Here is a 22,218-nt window from a genome sequence, read left to right as displayed (position 1 = left end):
GACCTCCATCATTGTGTCTCGAGTTGAAGTTCCGCCTGCGCATCGATGCGCAGAACACAGCCTCTGGCATCGGCATCCCAGACGAGCCCTGCCCGCTCGTCGCAAAAGCCGGCGACCGGCCGATCGTCATCGCCATCGTCTCCATCGTATCGGGTCGACCGGTTAGCTCCGGAAATATCGCCCAGCGTCACGGCATTGCTGGAATTGGTGAGGTCGGCGAACGCGGTGCCAAGCAGGATCAGCCGGTTGATGAGTTCGATGTTCGCGTTGCGCGCACCGGAATTGTGATCCCAGCTGTCCTGGATTGTGCCGGACCCCATCCCGCCGAGTTGCGTGAGCCAGGACGAGACGTCGCCGGACCCCTCCCCGATTGCGGCAGTCAATCCCATCGCATTCATGGTGCTAGTCCGCGCGTTGTCATAGGCACCACCGCCGCCATAGTTGAGCGGAATGCCGGACTTGTCGGAGCCGCCGAACGCCGGCAGCCACTTTCGCGTTATGTTGGCGACATAGCCTTGGGTTTCCTTGAAGGGCGGGATGCCGCCATATTTGTTCACGTTGCCTGCGCCCGCATTGTAGGCTGCAAGCGCCAACGAGACATTGCCGTTGTACTTTCGCAGTTGCTGCTTGTAGTAACGCGCGCCGCCACGCAGGTTCTGCTCGATGTTGTAGGGATCCACGCCGAGGTCGCCGGCGGTCCCCGGCATCAACTGGGCAAGGCCGATCGCGCCAGCCGGGGATTTTGCGCACGGGTTGAACCGGCTCTCCTGGTAGACGAGCGCTAAAAGCTGGTTCTCGTCGACGCCTTCCTCCCGCGCTATCCTGCGTACCAGGCTGGCAATGGCGCGGTTGGCGTTCGCCGCGGCAACCGGATCATCTTTGCGGCCAGGCCGGTACATCGAGCAGGTGACGCTCTGGCTGTTGACGTAGCGCTCCTCGTCGACCTTCTCGATCTCGCCGGTTTTCCGGTCGCGATCCTCGCGTTCGTCAAGCACCGTCCCGTCGATGGTCGGAATGTCGGCCAAGGCCGGGGCCGCAGCGAAAGCCGGCAGAAGGGCCAAAGGCAAAAAGTTTCGCTTGATCATGCCGCACGCTCCCAACCGCAGAATTCGGGCAACCAGTTTGCCGGGTCGTCGCCTAGCCGGGCGCGAAGTGCTGCGCACTGCTCGATCGTTTCCTTGCGTCCGGACATCACGCGTACCAGGTCCGGCATCGACGAGAGATCGAGCCTGGCGATAACGGAATCGTTGCCGTGTTTGATCAGGAAGGTCCGCCGCTCGGGCGGGGTGTTGCGGATGAAGGAATACTCCTTGGCCGTCAGGCCGAAACGGCGGATGTAACTTTCCTCGTCGGCCCGCGGGTTCGGGAAATGCAGATTGGTGGCGGACTGCTCGATCAGCGTGTGCGATTGAGGGGATCTGGCAATGTCAGCCGCCGACTGTGTGCCGAATCCGACGATGCCGTTGAGCTTGCGGATCGTCTTCATCTTGTCGACGATGTAGTTGGAAAAGACGGGATCCTGCAGAAGCTTCCAGCCCTCGTCCATGAAGATGAGGACTGGCTCGCCCGTCAGCAGTTCGTCCAGCCGGTGGTAGAGATACATCAGCGCCGGTGTGCGCACTTCCCTGTTGTCGAGAATATGCGTCATGTCGAAGCCGAAGATCCGCCGGCCGGAAAAGGACAACACGTCGCGCGGCGCATTGAACAGCCAAGCCTTCTCACCCTCGAACCATGGACGCAGGCGCGACTGGAGATCGTTGGCGTCGGAACGTGATCTGCCCATCAACAGCCCGGACAGATTGGCAAGCGTGCGCTGCTCGATTGGCTCCTGGCAAATGCGGCCGATGGCCCGCTCGAGCGTGTCTTCTTCTTCCTGGGAGAAGCCGCTGCCGTCCGCCGGGTCGAGCATGGCCTTGAGAAGGCGATGCAGGAACTCGCGGTTTGCGGCGTTGTTTTCGAGCTGCAGCGGATTGAAGCCGGTGGCGACGCCAGGCTGCAGGACCTCATAGTCGCCCCCGACGGCTCGGATGAAGATCTCCGCGCCACGATCCTTGTCGAAGAAGACCGCCCGGGGCTCCGGAGAAATCCGAAACGCCTGGGCAAGCAGGAAGGTGAGCGCCACGGTTTTTCCCGAACCGGTCGGGCCAGTCACCAGAAAGTGGCCGATGTCGCGCTGGTGGAAGTTGAACCGGTAAGGTGTCTGTGACGTCGTCTCGAGGATCGAGATCGGCAGACCCCAGTGGACATCCGAAGCCTTCCCCGTCGCGAAATTGTGCAGTGACGAAAATCCGGAAAAGTTGGCGCTCGACAGCATGCAGGAACGCGCGATGTAGGCGTGGTTGCCCGGCAGCTGCGCCCAGAACGAGGCCTCCATGTTGAGGTCCTCGCGCAGCCAGTTGATGTTCATGTCGGTGAGGCAGGAGCCGAGTTCGGCGACGGCCTTGTCGAGACCGGCAAGGTCGCGCGAGAGGCAGAGCAGGCTGAAATGGTGATAGCCGAACACAGCCTCCTGGTTGAGCAGGCTGTTGAGCGCGAAGTCGATATCGGTTTCGACTGTGCTGCCCGATTCATCCGACGCGTGGATCTGGCGCTGCAGGCGCGATATGCGCTCCTGGGCGATCGGCTTGTCGGCGAGCGTGAACGACTGTGTGCAGATGAACTCGTGGTTCATCTGCAGGAGGCCGTCGAGCATTCCCGGTCCCGAGAACGGCGGATACTCCTTGATCGACAGCATAGCCCCAAAACGGTTCTCGGCCTCCGTCGGTCCCTGCGCCTGCAATGTCCGCTTGGAGAAGTGCAATCGCGACGAGCCGACATAGCTTCGGATGCCCATGCGTGGCAGACGCATGTCGCGCGGGGCGCCGCAGGTGAGGATCGTGTTGAAGAAGGCGCAAGGTTCCGAATAGGGTTCGCCGTCCCGGGACACGATGCCGAGCGGCCGCGCCCCGTACTTCTGCAGCTCACGCGAGATGTTACCGACAATCTCTTCGAGCTCGCTGACCCGCTCGTGCAAACGCTGTTGTCGTACCTCGAAACCGGAAGAACGATCGAGCAGGTTTGAAAACGTCTCGGCGGCGCCCAGCGCGCCTCGCATGCCGGAGCGAACGATGGTGAGGTAGAGTTCGTTGGTGAACATGCGTTTGTCGCGCAGCGATGCCATATACCGCGTGTTCAGAAAATCGCAGAACGGGTCCGAGAAGGCGCCGCCGATCGAGGGCTTGACCTCCTTGCGGATCACCGTCGACCAGAGCGAATAGCGGCTGGAGCCGAGCGCGCGGATCATCGTATTCTGGACAGCGGCGCGCATGTTGAGCTCGGCCTGGTCCTCGGTCTGGAAGAACAAACCATCCAACTTGATCACGGACAGGATCGCGCCGCTCTCGAGACCGATGACGCTATTGGCGACATGGCGCAGATATGGAATGTGGGTCGACATCGCGCGCTCGCGGCGCTGCTCGCGGCCAAACCCCAGCTCTTCGATGACGACGTTCAACATTGTCATGGCCCGTACGAATTGGTGCGCCAGAACAGCCGGTTCGGTGTCCGCGGCGTGCGCCGGCCGACGACCTGCGCGAGATCGAGGACCCGGATGTCGCGGCTGCATAGGGCAAACAGCGCCAGATAGATCAGGGGGGCGATTAGCGCCGACCAGAAGCTCGTGCTCACCAGGAAAGCGATCAGCGTGAAGCCGACGATGATGTAGAACGCGTTGAGCGGAATTCCCCACATCATTGGAGGCCGGGTAAGGCCGATCACCAGCGGCGTCAGTTGCGGCTTCTCGTCGGTGAACTCGGCCATGGCTCAGTTCCCCACCGCCGCGATCATCTCGTCGACGATAGCCGGCGCTCCGAATACGAGGCCGATGCCGAGGACGACCGCGCCGGCGGTGAACCAGGACAAGCGTCCTGCGAAGGCAAGGAAGCCGAGCGCTATAACCGCGATGATCGCGAGCAGCCGGCCAAACGGGCCCGTGATGAAATCGACAATCATCTGGACCGCAGTTTCGAGCGGCGCGAATGCCCCTGACGATTGCGCGAAGGCGGGGTCAACGATCAGGAGACAGGAAAACATGATTGCGGCAAAGGCAATCTGCTGTCTCAAGGGTCTTGCGACGGGCGAACGAGAGATCTGGTTCATGGTGGCCTCCAGCTAAAAGTGCATGACGCCGCCGACCCACTGGCGGTGATCGCGCGAGGTGATCACCCCGCTGACATTGGACGGATGTTGCGGATCTTCGGCTGGGTCACGCCGTTCGCTTGCGGTTACACCGTTTCCCTCAAGACCCATTTGGATGTTGAGCACTTCGGCGACGTAGCCGACTGTTTCCTTGAATGGGGGAATGCCGCCATGCTCGCGCACACGACCCTCGCCCGCGTTGTAGGCGGCGGCCACCAGCAGCGGATTGCGGAATTCGTCGGACAGCTCCCGCAGATAGCGAACACCGCCATCGATGTTTTCTTCTGGATCGCAGATGTCGTTAACGCCGAGCCGATCCGCGGTTTCCGGCATGAGCTGCATCGGGCCGCGTGCGCCCTTTGGGGAATTGCGCAGCCTATCGAGCCGGCTTTCGGCTGTTGCGACCGCGACAGCAAATCCGACGTCGACCGAGTGCCGCTGCGCAGCTTCCACGACGAGCCGCGTGATCTCGGCAGGTGTCGCAGGCGAGGGTCCGCATTCTGGACCGGCGCCCTCGTCACCAATATCAAAATGATCTTTCTTCTTGCCAACTTCCTGTGCATTGGTGGCTGGTGCTACAAGAACCACAGGGATCGTCGCCTGAGGCGCGATATGGCCGCTCTCGCCCAAAACATAATCGTCTTGCGGCCGCGCCCAACGGGCTTCTGCGACAGTGTCGGCTGATGGCAGAATCTCGTCCGAATGCCAAGTATCGGCGACTATCGTGAGCGGCGAACCTATCCTTGCAGATAGTGCGGATGCCAATGTTCTACCCGGTGTGATCGCGCATATGCTTGTGACAAGTGTCACCGCCAGCAGCGGTCGGATTGAAGGTGATGTAGCTTGCCTCTCCATGGTTCCCCATCCAAAGCCTTGCAACGACGGATGTGAGCATGGTTAGGCTGCATGGCGATCACCATCAGGCGCCAATCGATTGCGACGGTGACGGTGTCGACCCGGCTTGCCATCCCCCATTCGACGACGCCCTGCGCGAGTTCGAGCAACGGGCTATCGCCGCGCGGCCGCATTTCGCGGTGGCCTTGCGCGACACAAAACCGCGTCCACTCGAAAATACGGGGGCCGCGCGGCGGCGAGCGCCGGCAAAGGTCCGTTAGCACATCGCTTAGCAGGTGCGGACGGGTGGTCGGCAGCAGGCGCTGATAACCGACGATTTCTTCGCCGCGCAGGCAGATATGATGAACGGCATGCGCGTCGTCGAACCGGTCGCGCTCGCAACCATCGGGCTGACGCAGCTCTTCCCAGCCCTTCTCCTCGACGAACACGCGGTGACGAAAGCGATGAGCGCGGTTCATCAGAGCGGCATGCCGACTGACGTCCGAACCGGGGATGACCATGAGCATGTTGAACTCCTCGGCAATGAAGACGAAGCCGAGTTGCGCATGCTGACCGCCCACGTTGTATGGGCACAAAGCTCCATTGAACTTTCGATCGGAGGTGTCGTGCGGGACGCCGCGGCGCAAATCGCTGGCGATCAACCGTGAGCAGCAACGCAGATCTTGCCGGTGCTCAGACGGTGATCTAAGCACCGGGCGCCGGTGATCGCAAGAGCAAACCTTGATCTGGGTTAAAGACTTGACGTTTTCTGCTGTCAGTGTGCCCGCGCGTCACGTGCATCTTGGGATCAAGGAGAAAGGATCGTCGTGCCAGATAGCCTGCAAGACGACGAGCCAGCGCCCCGTCGCGTCAAGGAGGACGAAGCTGCAAAGCACCACGACCGCGCAGTGCAAAACGCCCTGGTCGAGGCGCAAAAGCAAATCCTTCAGTTCCTTCAGCGGCGCTTGGGCGATCGCGACGCGGCCGATGAAGTCTTGCAACGCTTCTCGCTGCGGGCACTCGAACGCGCGTCCCAACTCCACGATGTTCGAATGGTGCGCGGCTGGCTGGGCCGCATCCTGGCGACGACAATTGTCGACTATCAACGAGAAGCGGCACGCCGGCGTCGACGTGAAATCGTGATCGATCAGGCGGAGGTCGAGACCCACCCCGTCGATGAGGAGCTCGATGCGGCGATCTGCAACTGCCTTTATCGCATACTGCCGACACTGAAAGCAGAATACGCCGACATCATCTGGCGCGCCGATATTCTCGGAGAACCGCGGGACCGTTTGGCTGAGAGTTTGGGGACGTCATTGAACAATGTGACCGTCCGCTTACATCGCGGCCGGCAGGCGCTGCGCAAACGTCTCGAACAGATGTGCCGGACCTGCCCGGTGCATGGGTTCATGGATTGCCATTGCGAAAAGGGCGAACACTTGCGCAAGGCGATCGCCGAAGCCAAAGCCAAGATCACTCCGTGAATCGGCGCCCACCTCGCCGATATTTTGATGCCAGCACCGATTCGCACCGACAGATGTCTCGTCTGGCCCGTCGCAAACAGGCGTCACCCGACGAATGAGGCTTTATCCAAGCGCCATGTGGGCCTTTCAGAGAGGCCAGCGGCCTTCGGCTTTTGCGGGCTTGGCCGCTGAGGGGCGAAACGTTCGCGTCATGGGGAACGCGGCCCGTGTCGCGGCCATTCTCCGAGCGCGACGATCCAAAGGCCGAGCAGATTGGCCAGCGGCACGAAGGCAAGGATCGACCAGAATGGTGAGTATCCAATCCGAGCGAGGATGCGTCCGATTGGGTAAAGCACCAGGGCTGCAAACACAACGAACGCAATCCAGTGCCAAGGCGACCAGTAGCCGATCATCATATACGGGTGGTCCATCATCGGAGCATCCTTCGAAATTAAGCTGCGGGATCATGCTCTGTCGGGCTGCGCTGTTATCGAGGATGACCAACGATAAGTGATCACGCCGCAATCTGGCCGTTCGTAAGCGCCGCTTTATCGTACGGAAAAACGACATTCGGATCCGGGAGGTCGCGTGCGCGGTCCTTCCCGCCGAAGTCGAAGCGCGTCAGAAGATCTCGGATGACGTTGAGCCGCGCCTCCGATTTTTCGTCACCGCGAACCATAGTCCATGGCGCGAATGGCGTATGCGTGCGAGCCAGCATCTCGTTGCGGGCTGCACTATAGTCATCCCAGTGTTTTGTCGCAGTGTCGTCGATGGGACTGAGCTTCCACTGTTTCAGTGGATCATCTCGTCGCTCCTTCAGACGACGTTTCTGTTCTCTCCGGGAGATATCCAGATAGTATTTGACGATGGTGATGCCGCAATGGGCGAGCAACTGCTCGAAGAGCGGCGCCGTCGTCAGGAACTCGTCATATTCCTCATCGCTGCAGAATCCCATCACCCGCTCGACCCCGGCGCGGTTGTACCAACTGCGATTGAACAACACGATCTCTCCGCCGGCTGGGAGATGGGGCACCCACCGCTGAAAATACCAGGACTTTTGATCGCGGTCAGACGGCTTGCTCAGCGCGACGACGCGCGTCTCGCGCGGGCTGAGATGCTCGACGATTCGCTTTATCGTTCCGTCCTTGCCGGAAGCGTCTCGTCCTTCGAAGAGCACAAGTACCTTCTCGCCGGATTTGATGAGGTGGTTTTGAAGGCGTGACAGGTCAACCTGGAGCTCTCGAAGTGCTTTGCTGGCGGCATCGCGCTTTTCCCTCTTGCCCATTTGGAAATCCTACCATGAAGTCTGTCGTACATCCTGCCATTGCAGGCGCAGCCGGAAGGGATTCTCGGCCAAAGCGTACTCTCGGAAGGTGACCTCGCCCCGCCGGCGACGGAAGCAAAACCGTTGGTTCACAGAGGGCGCGCTTCCAGCGATAGTCCGATAGAAATATTAATTGCCACAGCAACAGCTTGACGTCTTTGGGTGACGGCTCGCGCTGGAGGCAGAGGGAGCCTGATCACCGGCGGGCACAGCCGTTGCGGCGGGTGCAGGCCCGCCTTCGTGAGCTGCGCATGAGCCGTGGGCATGGGCTTTCCCCGTGGCTGGCTTTTTGGCATGGCCTCCGCAACACGACGAGGGATCGGGGATAGCGTGGGCGGGGGTGTTGGTCTGGTCGACAGAGGTCGTGCTCATTGCGATGGCTCCTGCTCAAGGACATGACGACAGAGGCATTTCTGCTGATTTCGCCTCGTGGGCTTCCGCTTCGCCATCGATGAAGCTAGCCGATGGCAAATCGTGGCATCTTTAATCTCGGTTGAGCACCGACCCTACGTCCACGGCCGGCGCTCAAGCCAGCCCGTCGCCGTTTCAGGGTCCACGCCGGCGACCTCGATCAGTCGGTCCGGGTTCAATATTCGCAATCGACGATAGTGGAATTGAACAATACCCTCCTTGCGCATCGCGCTGAGGACGCGGTTGACGTGAACGAAGGTCAGCCCGGTCGCATCGCCGATCTGTTCCTGCGTCAGCGGCAGCGTCATCTCCTGGATGTGATTGCCCGGCCACTGCGCGCGGTAGCGCGTGAACAGCTCGAGGAGCAGGTGCGCAACCCGCTCGCGCGCCGAACGCCGTCCGATGCTGGTCAGATGGTCGAACGCGAGGCTGCAATCGCGCGCCAGCGACCGCACGAGTCGCATGCAGATCTCAGGTTCGCTGCGGCTATGGGCGGTCAGCACGGGCATCGGGATGACGGAAACGGTGACATCGGTTAACGCCTGCGCGCCGACAGTCGAGGGCCCCCGCCTCGACGGTAAGATGCCAAGGATCGCGCCCGGCAGCGCGAACTGGACGATTTGCCGCCGTCCGTCCTCCAACAGCGTGTAAACGGCCACCCAGCCGTCGAGCAGATTGAAAACCGATTTACCTGTCCAGCCTATGCTGAACAGGTCGCGGCCGGCTTCGATCTTGCGATCGCCTGTGTGATAACGGGGGAGCAGACGATGCTGCTCAGCCAGCGAAGCTCCGCCGATCGGCGCGGTTGCCGGCGCGCCGTCCTGCGAGTCCTGGCGCCCCCGGTGCCGGATCAATTCATCGCCCCGCGCGCAGCTCCGGCGGCTCGCGTCAGCCAACGACAATTCACGTAACACCAGTCCATTCCGCTCGCGCTCGACGGCTCCCCAATCGTCGCGGCGGAGCGACCGGGCTGTCTTTTCTGTTAAAGACGCTCGATCCAAGCTCACATTACACCTCCCGGGCACGAAGCCCGTTCCGGCAGCTGCTCACGCAGCCGAACAAAATCTTTGATGGAAATGTCCCTGATGCCCATTGGCGCGCGCCAAGGCACTCAGTCGGGCGCAGCCGAACTCAGCCATATCCGCGACGAAACGGGCGGGTACAGACCGGCTCGGAAACCCTTAGAGGTGGCGAGGGCGCGGGACGGGGGGATCTCCGCCGAGCAGCACAAGCCTCGCGAGATCCTCGCGCGAAGGCAGCAACGCGGAGGATTCAAGCCGAATGGTCAGGACGCCCTGGTCCTGAGGCGGCATCGGCAGATAGCACATGGCGCACATGCTCTTGCAGCAGCGCCCGTCGTGGAGCGGACAATCGCGCTCGCCTGGCGTAGAAACGCGGACCTCCGCCACGCTCGCGTGGCTCTGCGCCCCGACTTGGCTGGCATGACCCGCATGAGCCTGCGCCGACGCCCCTTGCGCCAGCAAGGACATCGTGCAGAAGATCAGCAAGGCCAGGACCCTGAGCATACGCTCGCCTCTACAGGCTTTTCATTGGCGGCCGCGCCGCAACCACGCGCGCAGAATGAACTATACCCTTCCCGCGCCGTTGAAAGAAGCCGACCGCTAATCTCCATCACATTGCAGGACAATGCGTCTTGATTCAGATCAATCATGCGAGCCTGTCGACCACGAAAACGGCCCCGCGCTTCAAGTCCGATGCGCTTTCATGGCGGTCGTCGCTGTTCGATCGATGTTTGATCGAGATTAAAGTGCAAATGACCCGGCCATGATCTCTAAATGCTCAAGGACGTGTCCTGCGGATCGGAAATGCCCACGATAGACCCGACACCGGCAGAACGAACGCGATGGGTCGCGCTGCTCGTCTCGCGCAGCCGGCAGAGAACCCTCCTGTGCCCGTTCTTCGCCAAATGTGATGGCCTGCTCCTGATCGACCCGCTCTCGCCGGTTCGGGAATTTCGGCCAAACCGTGAGCGGACGAGCGAAGCCATCTGTGAGCTCATCCTCGGGAGTGGCGCCACCAAGCTCGTCTGCGGCTTTATCGGCACTGCCGAGCGTGAGCGCCTCGCTGCGTCCGGCATCGACATCCGCGTTGGCTCGTGCGCGCGGTCGGTGGCAAGCCTCGTGCGCGAATTCAACGCCCTGCCGTCGGCCTCTTCGCTTCGGGGCGATGACGCTCCGCTCGGCTCCGACGCTCCTTCCCGCGGCGCGAGCGGCCTTCGATACGCACCGGCGAACACGGCCATGAGGCCGCGACGGCCCCGACGGACTGACAGGCACTAGGTCAGGCCGCGGCTCGCCGCTTCCGCGGCGCGGCGTCGCCGGCACTTTAACCGAGATTAAAGACTGGCTCGCCGCGGGCGCTCAAACGTTCGCAGGTGAGCAGACGCGCGATTTGCCAAACCGGCTCACGGCAGCGGCCCTTCGATTCCTCGGGAAGGACTATGCCCATCGTCATTTGGCAAGGTCACTAACCCGGCGAGGCCGTGATGGAACCGCACACCGACCACATGAACCATGAGCAACAACGGCCGAGCCGTTTTAGTGCGGCGAACATTGCGCTTTACGGCTTTCTGGCGATCGCCGCTTTTTACCTGATCGCCGAACATCGCGCACATCTTCTGGGCTGGCTGCCCTTTCTTCTCATCCTTGCTTGCCCGCTCTTGCATGTGTTCATGCATGGCAAACATGGCGGGCACGGCGGTAACGAAAGTTCACCGACATCGCCGCCTGGCCAATCCCCGCACCAGCATTGATGATCTCAGCGGAGCGCCCCCATGCACGACAGTATTCCAGCCTACGGACTCTGGTCCCTGGTTGTTCTGAACTCGATCGTCTTCATTTTCTTCGCGTTCAGCTTCTTCAAGCCGGCGACGCCGCGGGACTGGCGCTCCTTTGGTGCCTTCAGCGCCTTCATCATCGCGCTCTTCACCGAGATGTACGGCTTTCCCCTGACGATCTATCTGCTCTCCGGCTGGCTACAGTCGCGCTATCCCGGCGTCGACTGGTTCTCACATGACGCGGGCCACCTGCTCGAAGAGCTGTTCGGCTGGCGCGCTAATCCCCACTTCGGTCCCTTCCATATCCTCAGCTTTGTCTTCATCGGCGGCGGCTTCATCCTGATCTCCGCCGGATGGAACGCGCTTTATCAGGCGCAGCGGCAGCACAAGCTGGCAACGACAGGCATCTACGCGCGGATCCGGCATCCGCAATATGTCGGCTTCGTGCTGGTGATGTTTGGCTTCCTGCTGCAATGGCCGACGCTGCTGACGCTCGCGATGTTCCCCATCCTGGTGTTCATGTATTGGCGGCTTTCCAAGCACGAAGAACGCGAATCTCTCGCCGAATTTGGCGACGCCTATGCGCGCTATATGCGGGAAGTGCCGGCGTTCATTCCGCGCCTCTCGGCGCAACGCGCCGATGCCAGAGGATAAGCGCAATTGTCGAACCGATAGTTCGACCCGTCCGTTTGTGAGTTCAGCGCCGCGTCTGTTCAATCCACGTTAAAGTCTGCTGCCCGCCCACGCGCAATCTAGTCGGGTTTTGCGTCAAATCGACTGAGAAAGCGCGGTCATGGATGCCCTTGTTTTCAGAACTCTTCGTCGTCACATCAAAACCGGGACTCTGACGATCACGACGGCGAACGGTATCGCCCGAACATTCGGTGACGGCCGGGGGCTCGCGGTTGCAATTCGGTTCAGCTCTGCCAGGGCGCAGCGACGGATCCTGCTCGATCCGGAACTTCGCCTTGGCGAGGCCTTCGTCGACGGCGACCTGATTGTCGAGCAGGGCACCATCACGCAGCTGCTCGAGTTGCTCTTGTCCCAGGATCGCACCGGCGCCCCGCGGATCGCGACAAAGATGCTGTCCGGGCTGCGCTTCGTCCTTCGGCGGCTTGCGCAAAAAAACGACCGCACGCGATCCAGGCGAAACGTTGCCCATCACTATGACCTCAGCGGGAAGCTTTACAAACTCTTCCTCGACAGCGACATGCAATATAGCTGCGCCTACTTCGAAAATGCAGACATGTCCCTGGAAGAGGCGCAGCAGGCCAAGAAGCGCCATATCGCAGCAAAGCTGCGAGCCCATCAAAATGCGCGCGTGCTCGACATCGGCTGCGGCTGGGGAGGCTTGGCACTCTACCTCGCTGACACCTTCAACGCCCGCGTCACCGGAATCACGCTCTCGGCCGAGCAGCTCGAATTCGCCAAGGCCCGCGCCGCTGCTGCTTCAGATCCGGGGCGTCTCGACTTTCGGTCGCAGGACTACAGGGACGTGACCGAACGCTTCGATCGGATCGTCTCCGTGGGCATGTTCGAACATGTCGGCGTGAACCACTATGACGCCTTCTTCCGAAAATGCCGCGATCTTCTGGATGAGGATGGCGTGCTTGTGTTGCACTCGATCGGCCGCTCCGATCCACCGGGCTACACCAATCCCTGGATTGCCAAATATATCTTCCCAGGCGGTTACATCCCGGCGCTTTCCGAGGTGCTGCCGGCCATCGAGCGGGCGGGCCTCGTCGTCACCGACATTGAAATCCTCCGCCTGCATTATGCGGAAACACTCCGACACTGGCGCGAGCGATTTCTCGCCCGCCGCACTGAGGCGGTCGACCTCTTTGATGAGCGCTTCGCCCGCTTGTGGGAGTACTATCTCGGCGTCTCCGAACTTGCTTTCCGCTATCAAGGGATGATGGTGTTCCAGATACAGATCGCGAGGCGGCAGAGCGCCGTCCCGCTCACGCGCGACTATATCGAGTGGGAAGAGCAGCGCTTGAAGGGTGTCATGATCAGCAAGCCGGAATGCGAGCGGATAGGCGAGGCGGCTTTCGCGGCGGTCCGCTGAAAAGCCATGCCGCCGCAATAGGTCGGTCGCGTGCGCTCGCCAATCACAGGGTCATTCTTCCGCCGACCCGCCGCTCATAATCCGAGCCAGTCGCACAGACCGCGCGGAATGCGACGGCTGAGGAGAAAGGCGGCGGTGATCGAGAAAACAGTGATCGAGCCGAGATGCCACAGCAGCACCATCGCTCCCGTGTCCAGGCTGTGAAACAGATTCAACATGGTTGCGGGCAGGGAAAAGGCCGACAGAGCGGCGATCACGATGGTCGGCCCTCTCCACACAATGAGGCCGACCCGGCTGACGCCAACGAGGGCGAAGAAAACCGGCACGCCGACTGCGCCGATGATCAGCGGGCATTGCGGGCTGGTCTCGAAGGCCCAGGCCCGCCAGCCCTCCCGGAAGAGGTCGACGGCAATGCTGGCAGTCTCCGAGACGAGCCAGAGCCCGAAGGCGACCAGCGGCACGAGAAGCCAGAGCCACGATCGGCCTGGGGTGCCCAGGATGAACATCGTCAGAAGACCTGTGACAAAGATCATCGCGGAGGTCGCCATGGAGGCGACGAACATTGCATCCGCCAATCGGGAGGCGAGATCGGCACGAAAAGGCTGCGCAAGCGCGAACGGGGGCAAGGCGATTGCGAGAATGTCAGCCATCCAGAGCCGATGGCTGCGGATCCGCCTTTCGATCTGCCAAGGCCGCAGGTCGGCGACAAGCCTTTCGATTAACCGTTCCGTTCGTGGTCGGCGCAATGCCATGGTCGGCCTCCATCCGGGGTCCCATTGCTATCTTTCGCAAACAAGCGGCGCTTTGTTACCTCCGGCGTTCTTGACGAGCTCGGTTCGCACAAATCCGAATGGCGGCGATGTCGCCGCAGGCCTCGCGCTTGTGCCGGTCTATTGCACGTGATCGCTGGAGAAAGTCACCGACACCGGTCGCGAACGTCCCGGAACGATGATTGCGACGGCGATCTCGTAGCGATCGTTGCCCGCAAGAGTGACAAATCCCCCGTAGGTGACGGTGTTCTCGATCTTCATGGGATCGAGCTCGACGGTTTGTTGGCCGACATGGCCGAGGCCGCCGATCGTCGCGGACACGCGCGCATTCTCGACGCGCGCGCCCGTTTGCGCATCGAACACCGCCACGACGATATGTTGCTGATGGGGCCCCGTTCCGGCGCCGCCGTGCATCGTGCTCTCGGAGTGAGCGGTTGGATGTCCTCGAACGACCGCCGCCGGCATGAGGCCAAGATAGACCGCCAGCCCGTCCGCTTGGCGATAGCCATCATCAGCGACCGCCGTGCCGATCGCGAACATCATTGCGATGACGACAACAGCACGCCGCAGCCACGCCCGCACAACCATCTGATCTGCTCCGATCACGCCCACTTCTCGAGCCCGCGACGGTCCTGAAGCGCGGCGTCAGAACCCACAGTTCGACCTATTCGCCGCGTTTCCGCAACCACTCGCGCATCCGATCGATTTCGGCTTGCTGGCTCACCATGATCTGCTGCGCCATGGCTTTCGCCGCCTCGTCGGATCCGAACTGAAGAACCGCCCGCGCCATGTCGATCGCGGCCTGATGATGCGGGATCATTCCCTTTACGAAAGCCACGTCCGGGTCTTTCGCCGACATCGCTTCCATCATCGGCATGTGCATGCCCATCATCGCCCGCATGTAGGCCTGCGAGGCCCGCGGTAGCGCTGCGAGGCATGCCGACATATGCTCGCCCACCATGCCTTTCATCATCCCCATCATCGGTGCGCATTGCTGCGGTGACACCATTGCTGCGGGGGGAGAGGGCTGGGCTGCCGCATCACTGTCATGGTGCGCGTCATGCTGCGCAAGAGCGAGCGTCGGCGCGAACAGGAACGCGAATGCCAGCATCGCTTTCAGCTTGAGCTGCATGAACAGGTCCTCATCATATCTTCCCGTTGAGCTGTCGCGGTCGCGCGAGCGTCGGCTCTCATTTGCCGACAAAGCGCTGGTGTGGCCCGCGACCTCGGTTCCACGGTGCGATTCACAGTAGAACGCACCCCCGTGGCTGAACTTAACCTCGATCAAGGATTGATCAGCTTCGGCCTTCGACATTTGAAGTCCTGTCGCTCAACCGAGGCGAGTTGCAGTCTACGCTCGCGGTCCCCAACCGAGTCAGGGCGAGCGGGCATCCGACGACCGCGGCGCCGCTGTGATTTGATGCCTTGTGACTGGGCCACGAACATAGGGAAAGAGCGCGTGACGAGTGCCGTCTCACCGACTGAAGGCCCACAGAACGGCGTTTTCTACGTCCCGACAGCAGCTTCTTTGCTCCCGCTCCTCTGTGGGCGCCTGGAGAGCTGACAATGCGCATTGTCGTTGCACTTGGAGGGAATGCGCTACTGAAGCGTGGAGAACCCATAAGTGCCGACGCTCAGCGCGCCAACGTGCGAAAGGCCGCCGCGGCGCTCGCCGATCTCGCCAGGGACCACGACATCGTCGTCGCTCATGGAAGTGGTCCGCAAGTGGGATTGCTCGCCCTGCAAGCCACCGCGTTAAAGGAGGTTCCACCCTACCCCCTCGACGTCATCAGCGCTGAAAGCATCGGCATGATCGGCTACATGATCGAGCAGGAGCTCACCAACGCCCTTCCTCCGGCTACCCGGCTGGCGACCTTGCTCACGCACATCGAGGTGGAACGCGACGATCCCGCGTTCGGCCGACCCGTGAAGCCGATCGGTCCGATTTATCAGGCACAGGAGGCCGAACTGGTCCGCGCCGCGCATGGCTGGCCTATGGTTGAAGAGGCGCCTGGCCGCTGGCGACGCGTTGTCTCCTCCCCATTGCCGAAGCGGATCGTCCAGATCGAGGTCATCCGCATGCTGGTCACCGCCAAGGTCGTCACGATCTGCGCCGGCGGCGGCGGCATTCCGGTCGTCCGCGACGCCTCCGGCGACCTTCACGGCGTCGAGGCCGTCATCGACAAGGATCGTGCTGCCGGACTGCTTGCCGCCGACCTCGCCGCCGATGCGTTTCTCATGCTGACCGATGTCGATGCCGTCTATCTCGACTGGGGCACGCCTCAACAACGTCCCGTGCGACGCGCACGACCCGATGAGCTTTCGGCCCACCATTTCCCACCCGGCTCCATGGGCCCCAAGGTGGAGGCGGCCTGCCGGTTCGCCGAGACGCCCGGCCGGATCGCGGGCATCGGGCGGCTGGAAGACGCCCGCAAGATCCTCGAAGGCAACGCCGGGACAACCGTTAAACTCGGATAAATGGCTTCGCTTCTCCTCCTCCGAGACCCGGCCAAAGGCTTCGATGGTCGCGCTGAGGTGACGGACGCGCTGAACTTGATCTGGATTAAAGATTTCAGGGCGTGTGGCGGCGAGGTTCGTGAGCAGAACGTGTCGCTTCCAAGTTATGCTCAGTGCGGCAGAGAAACCTATTGCCCGCCATGGCGAAGCTCTGGCCGGACCATCTGACGGACGAGGACGAATGAGCTCACCGCATTCCCATCACGATCACCACGATCATCACCAGCACGCGGGTTCCACATCCGGGTCCGACGCCGGTCACGTCGGCGCCAAGGTCGTTGCGGCAGCCGGGTCCAGCCATTCGGACCACGCCGGTCACGACCACGGAGCCATGGTCGCAGATTTCCGCCGCCGGTTTTGGGTCACCTTAGTCCTGACGCCTCCGGTGCTGGTGCTCTCGCCGATGATCCGAGATTGGCTCGGTCTCACGGATATTCTGTCCTTCAAAGGCGACGGACTGGTCCTCTTCGCGCTGTCGACCATTGCCTATCTCTACGGCGGCTGGCCGTTCCTGACCGGCTTCTTCTCCGAGCTGCGCAAGGGGCAGCCCGGGATGATGACGCTCATCGCGCTGGCGATCTCGGCGGCCTATTTCTTCTCCGCAGCGGTCACCTTCGGTTTCCCGGGAGAAGCCTTCTACTGGGAGCTCGTCACTCTCATCGCAATCATGCTGCTCGGTCACTGGGTGGAAATGCGCTCGGTCATGGGTGCATCGCGCGCTCTGGAAGAGCTCGTTCGCCTCTTGCCCGACAGCGCGACCCGGATCGACCCTGACGGCACGACGCATGAGGTGGCGATTACCGATCTCAAGCCGGGCGACCGCGTGATCGTCCGCCCAGGCGCCAAGGTGCCGGTCGACGGCGAGATCGTCGAGGGATCGTCAGGCTTCAACGAAGCGATGCTCACAGGCGAATCGCGCCCGGTTACCAAGACGGTCGGTGCGACAGCCATCGGTGGAGCCATCAACGGCGCCAATGCGGTCACCATCAAAGTGACCGCGACGGGCGATTCGACCTATCTCGCGCAGGTCATCGATCTCGTGAAGAAGGCGCAGGCGACCCGCTCGCGCACGCAGGACATCGCCAACAGGGCCGCTGCCTGGCTGACCTACATTGCCCTCGTCGTCGGCTTCGGCACGCTGTTCGTCTGGTGGCTCTGGCTCGGAGCGCCTCTTGAATTCGCGCTCGAGCGCATGGTCACGGTCATGGTCGTGGCTTGCCCGCATGCTCTCGGCCTCGCCGTTCCGCTGGTGGTCGCCGTCAGCACATCGCTCAGCGCCAGCAACGGTCTTCTGATCCGCGACCGCGCCGCGTTCGAGCGGGCGCGCAATCTCGACGCCGTCGTGCTGGACAAGACCGGCACCCTTACGGAAGGCCGCTTCGGCGTCAGCGACGTCGTGATGCTCGCAGGTGGCGACGAGAACAGCGAACTCGCCATTGCCGCCGCGGCCGAGAACCAGTCCGAGCACCCGATCGCGCACGGGATCGTCGCCGAGGCCAAGCGCAGGAACCTGACCATTCCGAAAGCCAGCGAGGTGAGCAACATCACCGGCGAAGGCATCGTCGCAAAAGTCGACGGACAGGACATTCGCATCGTCAGCCCCGGCCATCTTGGCCGGCAGGGCAAGCCCATCACGCACGAGAAGCTGAAGCAGCTCGAGGCGCAGGGCAAGACGGTGGTGGCGCTGGTACGAAACGGCGAACCGCGCGCTCTTTTCGCCCTCGCCGACATCATCCGCCCGGAATCGAAAGAGGCCATTGCCGAACTGACGCGGCTCGGGATCAGAGCGGTTATGCTGACGGGCGACGCGAAGGGCGTCGCCGAAAGTGTGTCGAAGGAGCTCGGGATCTCGGAATATTTCGCCGAGGTGTTGCCCGATCAGAAATCCGATAAGATCAAGGAACTCCAGGATCGCGGCCTCTCCGTGGCGATGGTCGGGGACGGCGTCAACGATGCGCCGGCGCTCGTCCAGGCGGACCTCGGTGTCGCCATTGGCGCCGGCACGGACGTCGCCGTGGAATCGGCGGACGTCGTCCTCGTCAAGAGCGATCCGCGCGACGTCGCGGCGATCCTCGGTCTTTCGCGCGCCACCTATCGCAAGATGGTCCAGAACCTCATCTGGGCGACCGGCTACAACACCATCGCCATCCCCATGGCCGCCGGCATCACCTTCGGAACAGGCTTCCTGATGACGCCGGCGGTCGCAGCAGTGTTCATGTCGGCGAGCACCATCATCGTCGCCATCAATGCACAGTTCCTGCGCTTCTACCGCAGACACGGTTGAGGAACGCCAACAGATCCCGGCGCCCGTTGGCCCCGGATGTCGGGCGATCGCCGAGCAGAGCGCGCGCCGCGTGACGGGCCGGCGCTTCGGCGCCCAACCGGATCGTCTTTAACGTCGGTCAAGGACGCGGCCGCCCGTACCGGGCGGGATCGGGTGCGAGTTCAGCCCGCCTGCCTCAAAGGAGCCTTCAATGCCGGTTACCAGCCCTGCGGAACGCGAACAGACTGGTTCAACGGCCCCCGCGGCAATGGAGGCGCATCCCGCGTTGCCTTCCCCGCGCGCCGACATGCGCGATCCGGCGCCGTCCAGCCAAGCAGCGAGCACGCTGTTCGACCCCGCAGGGATATGGGCTTATCCGATCGACGCCTGGCAGCGCTCCGTCCTGTTCTGGGACGTGCTGAGAAAGCGGGCCAACACCATGCTGGAGCATGAGGAAGCCGGCATGCCGCCGGTGCTCACCTTCCAGTACGAAATGCTGCTCGATGCGAGGCGGTTCGAGCGCCCCGCGAATTATGCGCTGCTTCGGATCACGACCGCTGGAACAGAGCACGCGGATGTGTGCGTCGACGACGCCAAGCCCCCCGTCATCATCATGGACCCCCGCGCCGGGCACGGGCCCGGCATCGGCGGCTTCAAGCGCGACTCGGAAATTGGCATCGCTTTGCATGAAGGCTTCCCGCTTTACTTCGTGAGTTTCTTTCCGGCACCGAGCCCGCATCAAAGCCTCGTCGACGTCCTGCACGCGCTGCATCGCTTCGTCGACGAGGTCATCGCGAGACACCCCGGCAAGAGGCCGGTGCTCTACGGCAATTGCCAGGCTGGCTGGGCCGCCATGCTGGTTGCGATCCATTGCCGGGCGAATGTGGGGCCCATCGTGCTCAATGGCTCTCCCCTCTCCTATTGGGCCGGAGAGTCCGGTGCGAATCCGATGCGGCTCGCCGGCGGCCTGCTCGGTGGAAGCTGGCTCACGCACTTCGTTGGCGATATCGGCGACGGCCACTTCGACGGCGCGTGGCTCGTCCAGAACTTCGAAACGTTGAAACCCGAGGCGGCGATCTGGGACAAATACGCAAATCTCTACCTCGATGTCGATCACGAGGAGGAGCGCTTCCTTGAATTCGAGCGCTGGTGGAACGCCTGGTACAGCTTCAGCCGGGAGGAGATGGTCGAGATTGTCGATCATCTCTTCATCGGCAACGAACTCGAGCAGGGCACGCTCGACCTTGGTGATGAGGTGAGGATCGATCTGCGCAGCCTCAAGAGCCCGCTGATCATCTTTGCCTCGTATGGGGACAACATCACGCCGCCCCATCAAGCCTTGGCCTGGCTCAAAGCGGTCTACAAGACCACCAGTGCGTTGAAGGAAGCAGCGCAGCGGATCGTTTACCTGACCGATCCTCACATCGGCCATCTCGGCATCTTCGTGTCGGCGTCGGTCGCGCGTTTTGAGCACCGCGCCATCCTCGACAGCCTCGACGAGGTCGCCAGCCTCGAACCTGGCCTCTACGAAATGAAGATTTCCAACCCGACCAATGATCCCGACTGTCGCAAGCCGCAGTACAGCGTCGCCTTCGAAGAACGGCGCGTTGAAGACCTGGCCTTCAACAATCCGCGCAAAGCCTTCGAACGCGTTCGGCAATTGTCGCAGGTCAACGAGACGCTCTATGGCAATTTCGTCAGCCCGTGGGTGCAAGCCATGGCCACCCCATGGTCGGCCGAGGCGCTCCGATGGCTTCACCCGATGCGAACCAGCCGTTACCTGCTGTCTGAGAAGTTCTCACCGTGGATGCACGTCATAGCGAGGCTCGCGAACGAGGTCCGCACGACGCGCATGCCGGTTTCCCCCGACCATCCCATGCGCGCCGCTGAGCGCGCATTCAGCAAGCAGGTGGAAGAAGCGATCGAAATCGCCCGCGAAGCGCGAGACAGCGCCGAGGAGCAGCTGTTCCGCCGATTGTACAGCTATTAGCGTGTCGCCGACGACATCGTCTTGAGAATCCGACCGGAGGCCGCTCGCACCGCACGCTGATGCACGCGGCCCTTCGCTTGATCCGGATCCTGTTCCGTTGCGACATCCGCGAAAAACTTGATGCGGATTAAAGATTCAAGCGGGATCACCGCTTAGCTCTTTCACGTGATACGCGGGTTTGGGCGAGCGAGGATGGACGATGATGACGATGCGACCCCCTCGACGTTCGCTGTCCGGGTCACGATCAGCGCTGACGTTCCAGCGCATTCGCCAGACCGCATCCTCCTCGACCGCGATTGGTACGGCCTTGCCAGTTTCGATAGTTCAGCATGGCCGTGGCTGAGCCGCCGCGGCTAACCTGGAGCGCGCTGTCGGCGGTCCTCGTCGCGATGTTCGCGATCACGGTCGGCTATGGTGTCGCCTTGCCGATCCTGCCGTTCCTGATCGAGCAGATCGCCGGCAAGGCCACGTCTCAGGCCTTGTCATGGCATACGGGACTTCTGACAGGGGCCTACATCATCGCTATCTTCGTCGGCGCTCCAGTCTGGGGACATATTTCCGACCGCTGGGGTCGCAAACCGATCATCCTGCTGGGCCTTCTCGGTTTTGCTGCGACCACCGGATCCTTTGCCATCACCGGAAGCCTTCCGCTCCTCTATCTCGGTCGGTTTCTCGCCGGACTTTTCGCTGCCGCCATTACCCCGGTCGCCTATGCCCTCATCGGCGATCATGCACCGTCAAAAGAATGGCGCGCCCATCGCTTCGCGCTGATCAATATCGCCGGGACCGCCGGCTTCTTCATCGGGCCATTGCTCGGCGGCCTGGCGGTGCGTGTCGCCGGCAAGCTCTGGGCGCTCTCTCCCGACCGATCGCTAGCGACGCCATTGCTCACGGCGACGGGCCTGGCGGTCATCGCAGCCGTGCTGGTGGTTCTCCTGCTGCCCGCTGGAGCACGGCGCGATAGCGTCAACGCCCCGGCCGACGCGGCACAGATCGAGCGGCGCGCAATGCTACGGCTGCTGGCGATCGCGCTGGTCACGGCGCTGGCAATCGGCGTCTTCGAGGTCGGATTGGCACTGCGCGGCAAGGTTCTTGGACTCGACGCCGCGCATATCGGCATCATGTTCGCCGAATGCAGCCTTGTCATGGCCGTCGTCCAGGCCCTTGTGTTCTCGCCCCTTATCAAACCCGAGCTCACCCGCTGGTTCATCGCGCCTGGACTGGCGACCCTATCGGTCGGGCTCGTTGTCGTATCGCTCGTCAACACCTCGGTCCTGATGTCGATCGCCGTCGCGCTGGTGGCAGCAAGCGCCGGCATGCTCTCGCCCATTGCCACATACTGGGCGTCGCTCGGGATCGTGACCAGCGAGGGCGCGCAACTCGGACGCATGACCGCCGCAGCAAGCCTTGGTCAGGCCCTTGGATCGGTCGCCGGCGGCGCGCTGTTCGATTTGCCGGTCTTGCCCGACGCCAGTTTCGTCCTCGCCGCGCTGCTTGTCCTGGGAACGCTGCTGGCCAGTATCCGCCTGCCCCGGCTCCTGATGCCGGAAAGGCCCGCGAGCACGTAGCAAGGGGAGAGGATGAGTACGACTGCTCAAGCCTCTC

General features: G+C 62.3%; 22 protein-coding genes. 9 read left to right on the top strand and 13 right to left on the bottom strand.

Features of this window, described 5'->3' with window-relative positions:
* Nucleotides 1-8 precede the first annotated feature (8 nt).
* The 6 genes from ABMA32_RS23175 to ABMA32_RS23150 all read right to left on the bottom strand — a co-directional run bounded on the left by ABMA32_RS23175 (nt 9) and on the right by ABMA32_RS23150 (nt 5,672).
* On the bottom strand, nt 9-1,085 hold the full coding sequence (locus ABMA32_RS23175) for a lytic transglycosylase domain-containing protein (protein ID WP_349016118.1): 1,077 nt from the start codon (nt 1,083-1,085) through the stop codon (nt 9-11).
* Nucleotides 1,082-3,496, bottom strand: a complete 2,415-nt coding sequence (locus ABMA32_RS23170) for a VirB4 family type IV secretion/conjugal transfer ATPase (RefSeq protein ID WP_349016117.1) — start codon at nt 3,494-3,496, stop codon at nt 1,082-1,084. Before ABMA32_RS23170 ends, ABMA32_RS23175 begins: the two co-directional genes overlap by 4 nt.
* A 2-nt stretch (nt 3,497-3,498) precedes the next feature.
* Nucleotides 3,499-3,798 (bottom strand): VirB3 family type IV secretion system protein, encoded by a 300-nt coding sequence (locus ABMA32_RS23165; protein WP_349016116.1) that lies wholly within the window; start codon nt 3,796-3,798, stop codon nt 3,499-3,501.
* A gap of 3 nt (nt 3,799-3,801) precedes the next feature.
* Nucleotides 3,802-4,137, bottom strand: coding sequence for a TrbC/VirB2 family type IV secretion system protein (locus tag ABMA32_RS23160; RefSeq protein ID WP_349016115.1), 336 nt, complete (start codon nt 4,135-4,137; stop codon nt 3,802-3,804).
* A 12-nt stretch (nt 4,138-4,149) separates the two neighbouring features.
* Nucleotides 4,150-4,806, bottom strand: coding sequence for a lytic transglycosylase domain-containing protein (locus ABMA32_RS23155; RefSeq protein ID WP_349016114.1), 657 nt, complete (start codon nt 4,804-4,806; stop codon nt 4,150-4,152).
* A 176-nt stretch (nt 4,807-4,982) separates the two neighbouring features.
* Nucleotides 4,983-5,672, bottom strand: coding sequence for an acyl-homoserine-lactone synthase (locus tag ABMA32_RS23150; protein WP_425475580.1), 690 nt, complete (start codon nt 5,670-5,672; stop codon nt 4,983-4,985).
* 165 nt (nt 5,673-5,837) lie between these two features.
* Between ABMA32_RS23150 and ABMA32_RS23145 the strand changes: the two genes are divergently transcribed.
* The gene (locus ABMA32_RS23145) at nt 5,838-6,494 is read left to right on the top strand and encodes an RNA polymerase sigma factor (RefSeq protein ID WP_349016113.1); all 657 of its coding nucleotides are present in this window, start codon (nt 5,838-5,840) and stop codon (nt 6,492-6,494) included.
* Between the two features lie 188 nt (nt 6,495-6,682).
* Here the strand turns inward: ABMA32_RS23145 and ABMA32_RS23140 are convergent, their stop codons facing one another.
* The 4 genes from ABMA32_RS23140 to ABMA32_RS23125 all read right to left on the bottom strand — a co-directional run bounded on the left by ABMA32_RS23140 (nt 6,683) and on the right by ABMA32_RS23125 (nt 9,734).
* On the bottom strand, nt 6,683-6,907 hold the full coding sequence (locus ABMA32_RS23140) for a hypothetical protein (RefSeq protein ID WP_349016112.1): 225 nt from the start codon (nt 6,905-6,907) through the stop codon (nt 6,683-6,685).
* Between the two features lie 80 nt (nt 6,908-6,987).
* Nucleotides 6,988-7,758, bottom strand: a complete 771-nt coding sequence (gene ppk2, locus ABMA32_RS23135; protein ID WP_349016111.1) for a polyphosphate kinase 2 — start codon at nt 7,756-7,758, stop codon at nt 6,988-6,990.
* A gap of 545 nt (nt 7,759-8,303) precedes the next feature.
* Entirely contained in the window at nt 8,304-9,122 is an 819-nt protein-coding gene (locus ABMA32_RS23130) for a Crp/Fnr family transcriptional regulator (RefSeq protein ID WP_349016110.1), read from the bottom strand.
* 267 nt (nt 9,123-9,389) lie between these two features.
* On the bottom strand, nt 9,390-9,734 hold the full coding sequence (locus ABMA32_RS23125; RefSeq protein WP_349016109.1) for a hypothetical protein: 345 nt from the start codon (nt 9,732-9,734) through the stop codon (nt 9,390-9,392).
* 300 nt (nt 9,735-10,034) lie between these two features.
* On the opposite strand from ABMA32_RS23125, the gene ABMA32_RS23120 reads away from it, so the two are divergent.
* From ABMA32_RS23120 to ABMA32_RS23105, 4 genes are all read left to right on the top strand, one after another.
* Complete coding sequence (locus ABMA32_RS23120) at nt 10,035-10,508, top strand: hypothetical protein (protein WP_349016108.1); 474 nt, start codon at nt 10,035-10,037, stop codon at nt 10,506-10,508.
* A 206-nt stretch (nt 10,509-10,714) separates the two neighbouring features.
* Nucleotides 10,715-10,981, top strand: coding sequence for a DUF2933 domain-containing protein (locus ABMA32_RS23115; protein ID WP_425475579.1), 267 nt, complete (start codon nt 10,715-10,717; stop codon nt 10,979-10,981).
* Nucleotides 10,982-11,002: 21 nt separating this feature from the next.
* Nucleotides 11,003-11,659 carry a methyltransferase family protein gene (locus ABMA32_RS23110; protein ID WP_349016107.1) on the top strand — a complete coding sequence of 219 codons (657 nt, stop codon included), beginning with the start codon at nt 11,003-11,005 and terminating at the stop codon, nt 11,657-11,659.
* A gap of 139 nt (nt 11,660-11,798) precedes the next feature.
* The gene (locus ABMA32_RS23105) at nt 11,799-13,073 is read left to right on the top strand and encodes a cyclopropane fatty acid synthase (protein ID WP_349016106.1); all 1,275 of its coding nucleotides are present in this window, start codon (nt 11,799-11,801) and stop codon (nt 13,071-13,073) included.
* Nucleotides 13,074-13,147: 74 nt separating this feature from the next.
* On the opposite strand, the gene ABMA32_RS23100 is transcribed toward ABMA32_RS23105, so the two are convergent.
* The 3 genes from ABMA32_RS23100 to copM form a co-directional block, all read right to left on the bottom strand.
* The gene (locus tag ABMA32_RS23100) at nt 13,148-13,825 is read right to left on the bottom strand and encodes an NrsF family protein (RefSeq protein ID WP_349016105.1); all 678 of its coding nucleotides are present in this window, start codon (nt 13,823-13,825) and stop codon (nt 13,148-13,150) included.
* A 138-nt stretch (nt 13,826-13,963) separates the two neighbouring features.
* Nucleotides 13,964-14,455 carry a hypothetical protein gene (locus ABMA32_RS23095; RefSeq protein ID WP_349016104.1) on the bottom strand — a complete coding sequence of 164 codons (492 nt, stop codon included), beginning with the start codon at nt 14,453-14,455 and terminating at the stop codon, nt 13,964-13,966.
* 52 nt (nt 14,456-14,507) lie between these two features.
* The gene (copM, locus tag ABMA32_RS23090) at nt 14,508-15,158 is read right to left on the bottom strand and encodes a CopM family metallochaperone (RefSeq protein ID WP_349016103.1); all 651 of its coding nucleotides are present in this window, start codon (nt 15,156-15,158) and stop codon (nt 14,508-14,510) included.
* A 251-nt stretch (nt 15,159-15,409) separates the two neighbouring features.
* Here copM and arcC point away from each other — a divergent pair, with 251 nt between their 5' ends.
* The 4 genes from arcC (at nt 15,410) to ABMA32_RS23070 (ending at nt 22,181) form a co-directional block, all read left to right on the top strand.
* Entirely contained in the window at nt 15,410-16,321 is a 912-nt protein-coding gene (arcC, locus tag ABMA32_RS23085; RefSeq protein WP_349016102.1) for a carbamate kinase, read from the top strand.
* 370 nt (nt 16,322-16,691) lie between these two features.
* A complete protein-coding gene (locus ABMA32_RS23080) occupies nt 16,692-18,644 on the top strand; it encodes a heavy metal translocating P-type ATPase (protein WP_349016101.1) in 1,953 nt (650 codons plus the stop codon).
* Nucleotides 18,645-18,834: 190 nt separating this feature from the next.
* Nucleotides 18,835-20,613 (top strand): DUF3141 domain-containing protein, encoded by a 1,779-nt coding sequence (locus ABMA32_RS23075; protein WP_349016100.1) that lies wholly within the window; start codon nt 18,835-18,837, stop codon nt 20,611-20,613.
* A gap of 329 nt (nt 20,614-20,942) precedes the next feature.
* Nucleotides 20,943-22,181 (top strand): MFS transporter, encoded by a 1,239-nt coding sequence (locus ABMA32_RS23070; RefSeq protein WP_349016099.1) that lies wholly within the window; start codon nt 20,943-20,945, stop codon nt 22,179-22,181.
* The last annotated feature ends 37 nt before the right edge of the window (nt 22,182-22,218 follow it).

The sequence above is a fragment of the Mesorhizobium quangtriensis genome, from assembly GCF_040081925.1.
Taxonomy (GTDB): Bacteria; Pseudomonadota; Alphaproteobacteria; order Rhizobiales; family Rhizobiaceae; genus Mesorhizobium_K; species Mesorhizobium_K quangtriensis.
Note: the sequence above shows the minus strand (reverse complement) of the source record. Positions and strands in the feature narration are given on the sequence as shown.